The organism is Photobacterium toruni (assembly GCF_024529955.1).
GTDB classification, from domain to species: Bacteria; Pseudomonadota; Gammaproteobacteria; order Enterobacterales; family Vibrionaceae; genus Photobacterium; species Photobacterium toruni.
Genome location: NZ_AP024855.1, coordinates 264,228 through 277,631, shown reverse-complemented (window position 1 = coordinate 277,631; position 13,404 = coordinate 264,228). Strand labels below are relative to the sequence as shown.

At 38.9% G+C, this 13,404-nt stretch carries 13 protein-coding genes and 2 pseudogenes; 10 read left to right on the top strand and 5 right to left on the bottom strand.

The genetic code is table 11. From position 1 onward, the window contains the following. Positions 1-2: 2 nt before the first annotated feature. On the bottom strand, positions 3-458 hold the full coding sequence (locus tag OC457_RS15485) for a hypothetical protein (protein ID WP_080175254.1): 456 nt from the start codon (positions 456-458) through the stop codon (positions 3-5). Between the two features lie 179 nt (positions 459-637). Here OC457_RS15485 and nhaD point away from each other — a divergent pair, with 179 nt between their 5' ends. Further along, positions 638-2,074, top strand: coding sequence for a sodium:proton antiporter NhaD (gene nhaD / locus OC457_RS15480; protein ID WP_080175253.1), 1,437 nt, complete (start codon positions 638-640; stop codon positions 2,072-2,074). 77 nt (positions 2,075-2,151) lie between these two features. On the opposite strand, the gene ltaE is transcribed toward nhaD, so the two are convergent. Next, the gene (gene ltaE / locus OC457_RS15475) at positions 2,152-3,159 is read right to left on the bottom strand and encodes a low-specificity L-threonine aldolase (protein ID WP_210436091.1); all 1,008 of its coding nucleotides are present in this window, start codon (positions 3,157-3,159) and stop codon (positions 2,152-2,154) included. Positions 3,160-3,400: 241 nt separating this feature from the next. On the opposite strand from ltaE, the gene OC457_RS15470 reads away from it, so the two are divergent. Beyond that, on the top strand, positions 3,401-3,694 hold the full coding sequence (locus tag OC457_RS15470; RefSeq protein WP_080175251.1) for a hypothetical protein: 294 nt from the start codon (positions 3,401-3,403) through the stop codon (positions 3,692-3,694). A gap of 104 nt (positions 3,695-3,798) precedes the next feature. Here the strand turns inward: OC457_RS15470 and OC457_RS15465 are convergent, their stop codons facing one another. Genes OC457_RS15465 through OC457_RS15455 form a run of 3 tightly spaced genes read right to left on the bottom strand, consistent with a single transcriptional unit; the run spans position 3,799 to position 6,132 of the window. Then, positions 3,799-5,136 (bottom strand): ATP-binding protein, encoded by a 1,338-nt coding sequence (locus OC457_RS15465; RefSeq protein ID WP_080175250.1) that lies wholly within the window; start codon positions 5,134-5,136, stop codon positions 3,799-3,801. Continuing rightward, positions 5,126-5,785: a response regulator transcription factor gene (locus OC457_RS15460; RefSeq protein WP_080175249.1), complete on the bottom strand. Its 660-nt coding sequence runs from the start codon at positions 5,783-5,785 to the stop codon at positions 5,126-5,128. The genes OC457_RS15465 and OC457_RS15460 overlap by 11 nt, the downstream gene beginning before the upstream one ends. Continuing rightward, a complete protein-coding gene (locus OC457_RS15455) occupies positions 5,782-6,132 on the bottom strand; it encodes a PepSY domain-containing protein (RefSeq protein ID WP_080175248.1) in 351 nt (116 codons plus the stop codon). Before OC457_RS15455 ends, OC457_RS15460 begins: the two co-directional genes overlap by 4 nt. A 425-nt stretch (positions 6,133-6,557) precedes the next feature. Here OC457_RS15455 and OC457_RS20930 point away from each other — a divergent pair, with 425 nt between their 5' ends. From OC457_RS20930 to OC457_RS15420, 8 genes and pseudogenes are all read left to right on the top strand, one after another. After that, the gene (locus tag OC457_RS20930; protein WP_210436090.1) at positions 6,558-6,923 is read left to right on the top strand and encodes a 5' nucleotidase, NT5C type; all 366 of its coding nucleotides are present in this window, start codon (positions 6,558-6,560) and stop codon (positions 6,921-6,923) included. Positions 6,924-7,158: 235 nt separating this feature from the next. Continuing rightward, positions 7,159-7,740 (top strand): annotated as a pseudogene (locus tag OC457_RS15450) (tyrosine-type recombinase/integrase). A gap of 166 nt (positions 7,741-7,906) precedes the next feature. After that, complete coding sequence (locus tag OC457_RS15445) at positions 7,907-8,311, top strand: DUF6088 family protein (RefSeq protein WP_045029559.1); 405 nt, start codon at positions 7,907-7,909, stop codon at positions 8,309-8,311. Between the two features lie 2 nt (positions 8,312-8,313). Continuing rightward, a pseudogene (locus tag OC457_RS15440) lies at positions 8,314-8,475 on the top strand (nucleotidyl transferase AbiEii/AbiGii toxin family protein); the annotation flags it as partial. A gap of 64 nt (positions 8,476-8,539) precedes the next feature. Continuing rightward, a complete protein-coding gene (locus OC457_RS15435) occupies positions 8,540-10,072 on the top strand; it encodes a type I restriction-modification system subunit M (RefSeq protein WP_080175247.1) in 1,533 nt (510 codons plus the stop codon). After that, positions 10,062-11,213 (top strand): restriction endonuclease subunit S, encoded by a 1,152-nt coding sequence (locus OC457_RS15430; protein ID WP_080175246.1) that lies wholly within the window; start codon positions 10,062-10,064, stop codon positions 11,211-11,213. Before OC457_RS15435 ends, OC457_RS15430 begins: the two co-directional genes overlap by 11 nt. 131 nt (positions 11,214-11,344) lie before the next feature. Further along, the gene (locus tag OC457_RS15425; protein ID WP_080175245.1) at positions 11,345-12,694 is read left to right on the top strand and encodes an AAA family ATPase; all 1,350 of its coding nucleotides are present in this window, start codon (positions 11,345-11,347) and stop codon (positions 12,692-12,694) included. Then, the gene (locus OC457_RS15420) at positions 12,678-13,313 is read left to right on the top strand and encodes a hypothetical protein (RefSeq protein ID WP_080175244.1); all 636 of its coding nucleotides are present in this window, start codon (positions 12,678-12,680) and stop codon (positions 13,311-13,313) included. Before OC457_RS15425 ends, OC457_RS15420 begins: the two co-directional genes overlap by 17 nt. The last annotated feature ends 91 nt before the right edge of the window (positions 13,314-13,404 follow it).

The window sequence follows — 13,404 nt, the reverse complement described above, 5'->3', positions numbered from 1 at the left end:
TATTAGTATTTAAGATTTAAATGTTGTTGTGCCGCCATAAAAATAACATGTAAATCAATTAAATCATCACTTTGTTGTTGCCAATGCTGTAATTGTTGACATTGGCAAAATTCTAATAACGTAACAATAATATGATCTAGTTTTTTTAAACTCCAACGTTTAGTTGTAGCACTTTGTTGTGGATCGCAGATAAGCGCTTGTAATTTTGCATAAGGTAATTGGATATAAGTGAAAGCAAGCTCAGGTTGTTGCTGATGATAAAATCGACTAATTTTGTCACAACCATCTAACCAATATGCGAGGGCCTCTTCATTTTGAGAGTGAGTATTAGGATCTGCTACTGTAAATAAAGAGATGGGTGTTGCCGAAATAATGGCGATAAGTGGTTTAATATTGTTAGGATTTTCATCGCTATACCATGTTTTTATTGTGGTTAGCCATAACTGTAGATCATCCATGCCTCTCTCCTTATGCATTCTGTCTTTGTTATATAATGCTATTTTTATGCTATAAGCATAGTAGAATATTAGTATTTTTATCATTAATTTTACATTTGCGCAACTTATGTGGTGGTTCACATATTGGCGCATAATAAATTGTTACTATGTCATCATCTTTATTTGTTGATGAGTAATGTATGCGGGCAATATTAATCAGTTTGACCATTACAATGATGATATTTAGCACTAACGTTATGGCCACTGTTTCTGAGTCTGCTTTAGGTGATTTAACTCAAACGTCATTAGGTTATGCAGCGTTAGTCATTTTTATATTGGCTTATTGTGTCGTTATGGCAGAAGAATATTTACAGTTGCGTAAGTCAAAACCCGTACTATTAGCCGCGGGTCTTATTTGGATCATGATTGGCTACGTTTATCAACAACATGGCATGGGTGATATAGCAAAACAAGCACTAGAGCATAATTTGCTTGAATATACTGAGTTATTATTGTTTCTATTAGTCGCAATGACTTATATCAATGCGATGGAAGAGCGGCGATTATTTGATGCGTTACAAAGTTGGATGGTCAATAAAGGGTTTCATCTACGAACATTGTTTTGGCTAACCGGCATACTTTCTTTTTTTATTTCCCCTATTGCTGATAACCTAACGACGGCTTTGCTAATGTGTGCTGTAGTGTTGAAAGTCGGTCAGGGTAATACTCGGTTTATTAATATTGCATGTATTAATATTGTTGTGGCAGCAAATGCAGGAGGAGCATTTAGTCCTTTTGGTGACATTACGACGTTAATGGTATGGCAAGCAGAATTAGTCAATTTTCAACAATTCTTAACTTTATTTATTCCTGCTGTTATCAACTATCTTATTCCTGCCATGATCATGGCGTATTTTGTTCCTAAAACACAACCACAAGCATTACAAGAAACCGTAGTGCTTAAACGGGGTGCTCGTCGAATTGTGGTCTTGTTTTTATTGACTATCGCAACAGCGGTAGCATTTCATGGTGTGCTGCATTTTCCTCCTGTGATTGGCATGATGATGGGATTGGCTTATTTGCAATTTTTTGGCTATTTTCTACGTAAAACATTGCCATCATCGTTGGCAAAGAAAAAAGCTCAAGCAGAAGCTAAACATGATGAAAGAGCCTTAAAACAATTAGGATCAGTGGTTCCGTTTGATGTATTTAAACGTGTTTCTCGAGCTGAGTGGGATACATTACTATTCTTTTATGGGGTGGTGATGTGTGTTGGTGGGTTAAGCTTACTCGGGTATTTAGGCGTAGCATCAGAAGTAATGTATACCCAATGGGATCCGGTATGGGCAAATATTACGATTGGTTTATTATCGGCTGTCGTTGACAATATTCCGGTAATGTTTGCAGTATTAACGATGCTGCCAGATATGTCATTAGGTAATTGGTTATTAGTTACACTCACGGCGGGAGTAGGAGGAAGTTTACTTTCTATTGGATCTGCGGCTGGAGTTGCCTTAATGGGGGCCGCCCACGGTAAATATACATTTTTTGGACATTTACGCTGGACTCCTGTGATTGGACTTGGCTATGCAGCAAGTATTATCACTCATCTATGGCTCAATAGTGCTTATTTTTAGTTGGTAGGGGGTAAATATAGCTCATAATACAAAGTGTAATAATATGAGCTAAGGGAATATATGTGAATCAATATATCTTAGTTTAGTGCTGTTTTTAGCGTGGCGATAAAAGTATCAATATCCGCTTTTGTAATATCAAGGTGAGTAACGAAACGCATTGGATTCCCACCGCTGATCAAAATACCTTGTTGCTTTAATGTTTCGATCAATTGTGGCTGATCAATGTGCGAATCAACTTTTGCAAATGCCATATTAGTTTGAATATGTTTAAGATTGACACTAAATCCATCAATATCATTTAGCTGTTCAGCTAAGTAACGTGCATTGTGGTGATCATTCGCAAGGCGTTCAACATTTTCAGTTAAAGCAAGTTTACCTGCTGCTGCAATAATACCTGCTTGGCGCATACCGCCTCCGAGCACTTTTCTCCAGCGACGCGCTTTTGCTATTAAGGTTTTATCACCTAATAATAAAGATCCGACAGGTGCACCTAAACCTTTTGATAAACAAATTGTAAACGAATCAAAATATTGCACAATATCAGTAATATCGACGTTCATCGCAACGGCAGCATTATACACTCGAGCGCCATCAAGATGCATTTGTAAGCCATGTTGATTAACAAATTCACGCGCTTGCTGAATATATTCTAACGGTAATACTTTACCATTAATGGTATTTTCAAGGCTGAGCAACTTAGTGCGTGCAAAGTGTGGATCGAGAGGTTTTATTGCTGCGGTTAGTTTCGTAAATGGAATACTACCATCAGCATCATTTTCTAATGGTTGTGGTTGAATCGAACCTAAAATAGCGGCACCGCCACCTTCAAATTTATAGTTGTGAGCTTGTTGTCCACATAGGTATTCATCACCACGCTCACAATGCGCCATCAATGCTAGCAAATTAGCTTGTGTGCCTGATGTGCAATAAATCGCAGCTTCAAAACCATGGCGTTCTGCTGCCCATCGCTCTAAATCATTAACGGTAGTATCGTCACCATAAACATCATCACCGACAAGAGCGGAAGCCATCACCTGACGCATTTTTTCGGATGGACGAGTGACTGTATCTGAGCGGAAATCTATCATCTATTTTTATCTTCCTATTGTGTTTTTTTTAATATATCACCGCATTATTTAAAGGATCTATAGCTATTGGCGTTTTTTCTATTGTTATTGATATTATGAATAATCAATAGACTGAAATGATAGATGTATTAATAGCTATAGAAATATGTGCTAAGTAAATGAATGAATCTACACTTATTATTGTTATGTGGTTAGGTGCAGTGCACTTATTAATTATAAGCAACAAGGAGAGATAACAATGTTAGTGGAACAGCGAAATTTTATCTTGTGTGGTAGTCAGCAGGGTAATGCAAGTGTGCGAGTGATCCCTACAGGGCAATTAGAGATTACGATCACCGAAGATGATTCTGTTTGCGAGGCTGAATTTTCGCAATTATGGTTCAATAAAACGGGAATGAAAACATTATTGGTGTGTCGTGAAGCCGAGCGGGTTTGCTGGCAATTAGATTTAACAAATCAAGATGCAAAAGAACTGGAGTGTTTAATTGAATCAGCGCAAGAAGATTTTGAAATTCTAATGCGTGCGTTGTAGGCTCTAAAAAATGATTACAAAAGTAAATTGAAGCCCTGCATGGTTTTAACTAGAGATAGTTGCAGTGTTGTAGGGCTTGATATTATGTGGGTGATGATAATGGGTTACTTTCTAGGAATAGGAAGATATAGCATTGCTTTTAGACCACCTAACGTACTGTTAGTTAAAACTAAGTTACCGCGATAACTGTGTACTAGTTCGTTCACAATATTAAGTCCAAGCCCGGTGCCTGGAGTATTTTCATCTAATCTAACACCACGTTTTAAGACTTGTTTACATTTTTCATGAGCAATACCTGGTCCATCATCTTCAATCACCAATACAATATGACCATCAATAATTGATTCTTGATAAACTCGAATTAGGCTATTAGCCCATTTATAGCTATTTTCAATTAAGTTACCGATCATTTCATCTAAGTCACTCTTTTCAACTGCAATGACGATATCACTATCAAGTTCATTTACCAGTATGACTTCGCGATGAGCATAAACTTTATCCATAGCTAATGAAATCGCATCAATACGGTGTGATAGCGCTGTTTTTGTCGCGAGAATATTCATAGCGCCAGCCATGCGTGCACGACCCAAATGATAATCAATATGTTGCTGTAATTGCTGTAACGCGGGTGCTAGTTTAGCTTGTGTGGTTGAATCTAATAGCGAGACTTCATTATTAAGAATGGCAATGGGCGTTTTTAACGCATGTGATAGATTTCCTGAGTGGTTTCTAGCGCGTAAAAGTAATTCCTGATAGTGAAAGAGCAACGCATTAAGATCGTCTATAACGGGTTGTATTTCAATGGGATAAAGCCCTGTAAGCTCAGTTGATTTTCCCTCTCGTACTTCAATAAGATTCTTGCGAAGTTTACGTAGTGGCCATAATGACCAGCTGACTTGCAAGGTTGTTAATACTAAAATACCAATCGCCATGATAATAAGAATAATCCATAAACCATGGGTTAATTGTTGTAGTGTTTTCAGTAGCTTGTCTTGATTAACCGCTACTGATAATTCGATAGGGTGGTCACTATCAGGCAGGCTAAATTTACGTTTCACGACAATTAAAGATTGATTATTGGGGCCTTCAAATCCTTTTTGAGTATTACCTTTGATGGTGGTATCCCATAGCGAACGTGAGCGTAAGACTTGGTTATTGAGTTTTAATGACCAATATAAACCACTGTATGGAAAATTAAAGCGGGGATTGGATAGGCGACCATCAACAAACAGTTGACCATGCTTATCAATATCGACTTGGGCTGTAATTTGATCCATATAAAGGTATAGCTGTGATTTTTCTTGTTCAATTAAATAGGTTTTAATAAAACTAGGAACAAGATAACCCGCTGATAATGTAATCGCCAATAACCAGACTGCTGCAGCAATGAGCAGTCGGTTACGAATACTTGGTCGGCGATTTTTGGATAGATTAATTCGCATTGATACGATATCCAAGACCACGCACTGTCTTGATGACATCATTACCAATTTTACGACGAATACGACCAATAAACACTTCGATAGTATTTGAATCACGGTCAAAATCTTGCTTGTAAATATGCTCAACGAGCTCAGTGCGAGAGATAACCTTATCAGTATTATGCATTAAATATGATAGAACTTTAAATTCAAGTGCTGTTAAATCAATAATTTGATCTTGCCATGTTACTTTTGATGTTCGAGTGTCTAAACGTAAATCACCAGCTTGAATTACAGGGGAAACATTGCCAGTCGCTCGACGTAGTTGAGCACGAACTCGAGCAATGAGTTCAACCATTTGGAACGGCTTGGTTAAATAATCATCTGCGCCTGCATTTAGTCCATCAACACGCTGTGTTAGCTCATTACGGGCACTTAATATCACAACGGGGCAATTAACATTCTCTTCACGTATACCTTTTAGAACTGTTATTCCATCTAGCTTGGGTAAACCTAAATCAAGAACAATCGCATCCCATGGTTCAGATGTTGCACGATACAACGCATCAATACCATCGGTAGAGTGCTCAGCAACCCAACCATTTTGTTCTAAACCAGTGACAACTTGTTCACCGAGTGTAATATCATCTTCAACAACTAAAATTTTCATTTTGGAACCTTAAGGACACTTTCAAGATGGCGTCCTTTTATTTCTATCATTTTAAGAGTACGGGCTTCATACTCGACTTTTATTATATTATTGTTAGCATCAATTAACTTTAATTCGTATGTCCATTCATTATCATTTTTATCTAATTCAACGCGAATAATACGAGCTAATAGCTGCTGGTTAACTTTATGTTGTAGCGCAGAAAAAGGTTGAATAAGTCCTTGGGCTACTGCATCCATGACATTATCGTGATGTTCATCGATATCAGTATTTGATGTTGCAAAAACTTGACAGCTAAAGATACTGATAAATCCGATTAGATATAAATATTTGCACTGTTTTTTCATATTTATAACTGTAACTAAGTCGCCATGAATGGAAAGTGAATAATACTATTATAAATAGATTATTCAATTTGTAAGCCTTTAAATTTTTTCGGCTTTTTAATGTTATTGTCGCTGAAAGCATAAAGTGTCCTTTTAAAAGCATAAAGTGTCCTAAACTAAGTTTAGTTGTTTTATTACAACGTTAAGGGGCAAGTTATGTACGTTCGAAAGCTCTTTAGAACGATTGCACTGTTATCTTATTCAATATTATAAGGAAGTTGTTGCATTTCAATCACGACTCAAAGGATTTTATTCTTCTTCAGGTAACAAGCGTTATACTTATATTTCTAATTTTCTCGTTTAAAACCAAGATGGCACAAAATGATTATTTAGGTAGATATGGATGATGTAGTTTGTGATAAAAAAAATCTTTTGACGAAGCTATTTTGAGAAACCCGCAAACTAAGTACCCTCAATCACAATATGGATTTTTCGCTGATCTAGAGCCATTAGACGGTACGATTAGTGCTGTTACCGCCATTAACGACTCGTCGCAATATGAATGTTATATTTTAACAGCTCCCTCACCAAGAAACCCTCTTTGTTACACAGAAAAACGAGTTTGGGTTGAAAAGCATCTCGGTTACGATTTTGTTGAAAAACTTATTATCTGTTCAAATAAGAGGCTATTAAAGGGGATATTCTTATTGATGATAATATTTCTGGCAGAGGGCAGGAGAGTTTTGATGGTAGGATATTTCATTTTGGCAGCAACGAGTTTCCGCATTGGGAAGCTGTACGTTCCGAGCTGAAAATTTGAACATAACAAAAAGTCTAACTCGCCTCTATCCCATTTTTTCTGTGGTACTTTCTAGCTTAAAAGTGCCCCATTATTGGCTAGAGTAAATACTCATTTATAATAAAATCGGTGTTATTGTCTTCTAACGCTGCTTTCCCAAGTCCACATTAATATGCAAAAAAAATTTTATGGTTCCTAAAATTAAATAGCGTTTACCTCAAATGTAAGGGCTTTATGATGTGGACAAAATTAGGTCATTTAACAGGACAGAAAAACCTTTCAAGCTAGAAGATATTTGGCGCATACGAACGCGCTTAGAAATTGAAAAAAACATAAAGGAACTAGCATTATTAAACTTTGCGATAGATAGCAAATTACGGTCTTGTGATTTACTTCGGATGAAAATAAGAGATATTTCATCCGGCGGTGTTATTCAAAGTCGGGTTTTGTATCGCCAAAGTAAAACAGATAGATAAGTACAATTTGAAATTACATCTCGGACTGCACAATCATTAGCAACATGGATTACACAAGATAATTTAACACCCTCTGACTTTGTATTTCCTAGTGTCAGAAATCAAAATAAAGCTATGAGTTATAGCTGCTATTTAAAAGTCATTAGACAATGGGCTACTCAGCTTGGTTATGATCCCTACCTTTACGGAACGCATTCAATGCGCAGAACAAAGGCAACTCTCATCTACGCAAAAACTAAAAACATACGTGCTGTACAGCTGTTACTTGGCCATGTGAAGTTGGATAATACTATTCGATATTTAGGAGTAGAGATTGACGATGCTCTTAATATTTCAGAAAAGATAGACTCATAAAGCATGTCGGCATATGATTAAATCATATGTCACCTTTAGGCGGTAAATATAAAAGCATATAAATAACAGCTAGATGGCGGCAATATTAATGTATTTAATGTCGTATTTATTCCTTAAAATACGTCTGTAAGTTATACTCACTGCAAGTCAGAGTATGGAGGTTCAAATGACTACAACTGATCGTATTTATCAAAAGATAAAACGTTCAAGACGTTATGTTTTTGAACGTAAAAACTTTGAAGGTGTGGCTTGTTATGATCAAGTCGGTCGCGCTTTGAAACAATTAGTAAATCAAGGCGAATTAATGAAAATCGGCTATGGCCTTTACACCAAATCACGAATGAATAGTTTAACGGGTAAGCCAATGCCAACTCATCCAGGTGGGACGGACGCGCTTATGCGAGAAATCCTTAAGATGAAAGGCGTAGACTTTGAGATAGATAGTCTGTCTCTTCAAAGCTTATCGGGTGAAAATACTCAAATCCCTTCATCCATCAATTACTCATGGAACTCAAAACAGTTTAATCGAAAACTGGTAGTGGGTAGCCGTGTTATACACTCTCCAAATTAACCATGAATAAACTGAAACAGCAGTTTCTTGAGGTTTCCGATGCCTTAGCGCTCGGAAACCCAGCCATAATTGAGAAAGACTATTGGGTTGTGGCACTACTAGCACAACTTGAAAAACTCATCATCGATTCTCATCAACGGGTCTTTTCTGGCGGAACTACTTTGCCTCATTTAAGCGCATTGCTGAACGACTAATTAAAACAATTTAACGCTATTAGAGAATAACTAAATGCCAAATACCCCAATCAACCAAGACGACATCAATAAAACGGTATGGAGTGCCTGTGACACCTTCCGTGGCACCGTAGACCCATCAATCTACAAAGACTTCGTGCTTACCATGTTGTTCTTAAAGTACATCTCAGATGTGCGCCAAGACAAAGTCGAAGAGCTAACAGCGCAGTTTGGTGACAATCAAGCCATGATTGAAGCGATGCTGGCGAGTCAATCATTCAAAATTCCAACAGGCTCAACATTTTGGGATCTGTATGAGCACCGTTTTGAAGCAGGTAACGGTTCACGTATCGACCAAGCCTTACATGCGATTGAAGAAGAAAACGGCACCAAACTCAAAGGCGTGTTCCAAGACATTAGTTTCAACACCGATAAACTGGGTGATGAAAAGCAAAAGAACGACATTCTGCGTCACCTACTAGAAGACTTTGGTAAGCCAACCCTAAACCTACGTCCTAGCCGTGTCGGTTCATTGGATGTTATCGGTAATGCGTATGAGTTTTTAATCAAACACTTCGCGGCAAGCAGTGGTAAATCGGCAGGTGAATTCTATACCCCCCCCGAGGTATCGGATCTGCTTTCTATCATTCTTGAGCCACAACAAGGCGATGAGATTTGCGATCCAGCTTGTGGCTCAGGCTCGCTATTGATGAAGTGTGGTAAGCAAATTCAAAAGAACTTTGGCGGCTCAAAGCAATACGCCTTGTTTGGTCAAGAAGCGATTGGCTCAACGTGGTCACTGGCTAAAATGAACATGTTCCTGCATGGCGAAGATAACCACCGCATTGAATGGGGCGACACCATTCGTAACCCTAAGCTGCAAGATGCCAACGGTGGCTTACTGCACTTTGATGTCGTCACCGCAAACCCACCATTCTCGTTAGATAAATGGGGACATGAAGATGCAGAAAGCGATCACTTTGGTCGTTTCCGTCGTGGTGTGCCGCCAAAAACCAAAGGTGATTACGCTTTCATCTCGCACATGATTGAAACCCTAAAGCCTGCTACTCCAACAAGCAAGGGCGGCCGAATGGGTGTGGTTGTACCTCACGGGGTGCTATTCCGCGCATCATCAGAAGGTAAAATCCGTAAACAACTGATTGATGAAAACCTATTAGATACCGTGATTGGTTTACCTGAAAAACTGTTCTTTGGTACAGGCATTCCAGCCGCTATTCTGTTGTTCAAAAAGCATAAAACAGACAACAAGGTGCTGTTTATTGATGCCTCGCGTGAGTTTAAATCGGGCAAGAACCAGAACGTATTAACGAGCGATAACATTCAAAAGATTGTTGATACCTACAAAGCCCGTCAAAGCGTGGATAAGTACGCCTACCTTGCGACACTCGAAGAGATTGCCGAGAACGACTACAACCTCAACATTCCTCGCTATGTCGATACCTTTGAAGAAGAAGCGGAAATTGATTTGATGGCAGTGCGTAGTGAGCGTTTGGCACTGCAAACTGAGTTAGCCGATCTAGAAGCGGAAATGGCGGGCTACCTAGAGGAGTTGGGTTATGGTGCCTAATGGTTGGAGCTTTGGACGAGTAGATAACTTCTTCATATTACAACGTGGCTTTGATTTAACAAATAAAAAACGGGTTGAAGGTACTATTCCTGTGTATTCATCATCAGGATTAGCTTATTACCATAATGAAGTCAAAGTTAAAGGACCGGGCATTGTTACAGGTAGAAAAGGGAGTGTTGGAAAAGTCTTTATGATTGAAGAAGATTTTTGGCCACATGATACAACATTATGGGTCAAAGACTTTAAAGCAAATGATATTCTTTACATAAAGTATTTTCTTGATGCGCTCAAACTTGAGCGATTCGATGAAGCTTCATCTGTACCTACTTTAAATCGTAATAACGTACATAGGGTACAAACAGTCTTTCCCCCACTCCCAGAACAACGCAAAATTGCCAAAATCCTTTCAACATGGGATCGCAGTATTGCAACCACTGAAAAGCTGATTGATGCCAGTAAGCAGCAGAAGAAAGCCTTAATGCAGCAGTTGTTGACAGGTAAAAAACGGTTGGTTGATCCTGAAACGGGTAAAGCGTTTGAGGGGGAATGGGAAGAGGTTAAGTTGAGTCAACTTGTTAAGGTGACTGGTGGTAACGCTTTTAAGAGTGAACAATTTGCTACTCAAGGGATACCTTTAATTAAAATATCCAACATAAAAGCTGATTATTCAGTAAATGTGGACTCTTCAGCTTTTATTGCGGAAGAGTCTAAATACGAAAAGTTTAAAGTCAAAACTGGTGATGTTTTAATTGCAATGTCAGGAGCGACAACAGGTAAAGTCGGCTGTTACAGATTCGATGACTTCTCGTATCTAAACCAGCGTGTTGGTAGATTCGATCCTAAGAAAAATAAAGTAACTAAACCTTACCTTTTCCAACTGTTAAAGTTACCAAAAGTTCAGCACGATATATTGATAGATGCTGTCGGCGGGGCGCAACCTAATATTAGCAATAAAGATATAGAGCGTTTAAAAGTCAAAGTACCAGTAATAGGTGAACAACAAAAAATCGCCTCAGTGCTTACCGTTGCCGATAAAGAAATCGAGTTGTTAGAAGCCAAGCTTGCGCATTTGAAGCAAGAGAAAAAGGCGTTGATGCAACAGTTGTTAACAGGCAAGCGTCGCGTCTCCCTGTCATCTTAGTGCTTGCCGCCTAGCGACAAACCCTAAGCTTTAAGGGAACAAGTTGCTGAAACCGAAGCCGCTTAATTGAATTATCCCCTCATCCGAGGGGATAATAACGGATTTTCTCAAATAATTGAGTTGAAAATAATATGAAAATAAAGGCATTAACCTTAAAGAACTTCCGTGGTTTTAAAGAGTTTGAATGTACCTTTAAGCCTAGTATCAACGTACTGGTTGGTTTAAATGGATTTGGTAAATCATCACTCCTTGATGCAATTACGGTGGCATACGGACAGTTTATGAGTGGATTCGGTATAAGTACCGACCGAGCCATCCGTGATAATGATATTCACTTGGGTAAAATTTCCACAGGTGAACATGGTTTCACCATGGAATCACAATTTCCTGTTGTCGTTTCCGCTCAATCATTTGGTGATTATGTTGATGATTTTCCCATTGAGTGGTCACGTGCACGTAATACACAGAAAAGTACGGGAACGAAAGTACCAGAATTGGTTAATGTTGCTAAGCGCTTACAAAAAATAGTCCAAGATGGAGCTTTTCCCAATCTGCCTGTTATTGCCTGCTATGGTACAAACAGACTTTGGAATCAGAGCTTTGATACCTCTAATGACATGCCAAAATTGGGCAAGATGAGCCGCTTAGAGGGGTATCGTGATTGGGATAAGCCGAGCAGTGGTTACAAAACATTTGCCAACTGGCTCTATCAAGAAACCATGGCAAGTTTTGAACAGTCGATGAAACAGCAGCAACAACGCATGTCTGGCAATCTGGTTTCGGGTAATGTCCATGAGGCACACCTGAACGCATTACAGAAAGCCATTAATGCTGTACTGGAACCATCGGGCTGGTCAAATGTTCATTACTCAGCAACTGAAAAACAAGTTGTTGCAACACACGAAGTACAAGGTAATGTACCGATTTCACTGCTCAGTGATGGTGTGCGTAACATGATTGGTATGGTTGCTGATATTGCTCGTCGAGCAATTCAATTAAACCCTCATCAGGGAGATCATGTCATTCTTGAGGCGCATGGTATCGTATTGATCGATGAAGTGGATATGCACCTACATCCGCAATGGCAGCGCCATATTCTGGGTGGTTTACAAAAAGCGTTTCCAAATATTCAGTTCATCGTGACAACTCACAGCCCGTTAGTTATCAGTGATATCAAAAATGTACATGTAAATTTGCTAGATAACCCAGAAAAAGCCTCTCAAGTACCAGATTTATACGGTCAAGATGCCAACTCTGTTTTACTTGAAATAATGGATACAGATATCCGTAATGCTGAGGTCAATGAGAAATTGGGTGACGTGCTTGATGCTATTCATAACTCTAAAAACACTAAAGATATTGCTAAAGCTAAAGAGCTTTTGGTTGTTTTAGATGGTGACTTACCAGTAAGCAACTTAGAACTATCTAAAGCAAAACTACTTCTGCGTAAGAAGGAGCTGAAAATTGCGCAGAATAATTAAGCAGCAAGGTGCGGAACCTCAAGAATTAATTAGCTGGAAGCGTGGCAACCCTCGTGGCGTTTATGCCGACCTCACTGAAGTTGAACGCGAAGCAATTCGTTACCAGTGTACGACTGAGCAGTTTTATATTTGTGCTTATTGCGGCAAAGCGATTTCTGGTACAAACAGTGACACAATGAATGAGCATGTTGAGGCTCGTAGAATTGCGCCGAATCGTAGTCTAGACCTTACTAATATTGTTGCCAGCTGTAACACGTCAAATCAATGTGATGACAGTCATGCATCTCAGATTATACCCCTTACGCCTTTAATGGCTGAGTGTGAAACAGAACTCACTTATTCTCTCAGTGGCAGAGTATCAGGAACGACTGAAAGAGCAAATATTGCCATTCAGGTGCTCAATCTTGGTGATACGGAGAGAAACAACCGCAGTTTAGTTGAACAACGAAAACAATACATCTTTACCCTGTTATCGGTGAATGGCATCAATCCCGATGACGGGTTAGATGACGACGAGTTGCTTGAAATGGTTATCGACGATTTAGCTACGCCAAGTGATGGAAAATTGGAACCGTTTTCTCCTGCGGCAATCAATGTGTTGAAAAAATGGGTTGCGTAATGACAGATACAAATCCGTTACAAGTATTCAAAAGCCTTTTTGCATTGTAAATGGGAGTGTTTGGTAAGTGTGTGGCACCTCAAATATATGC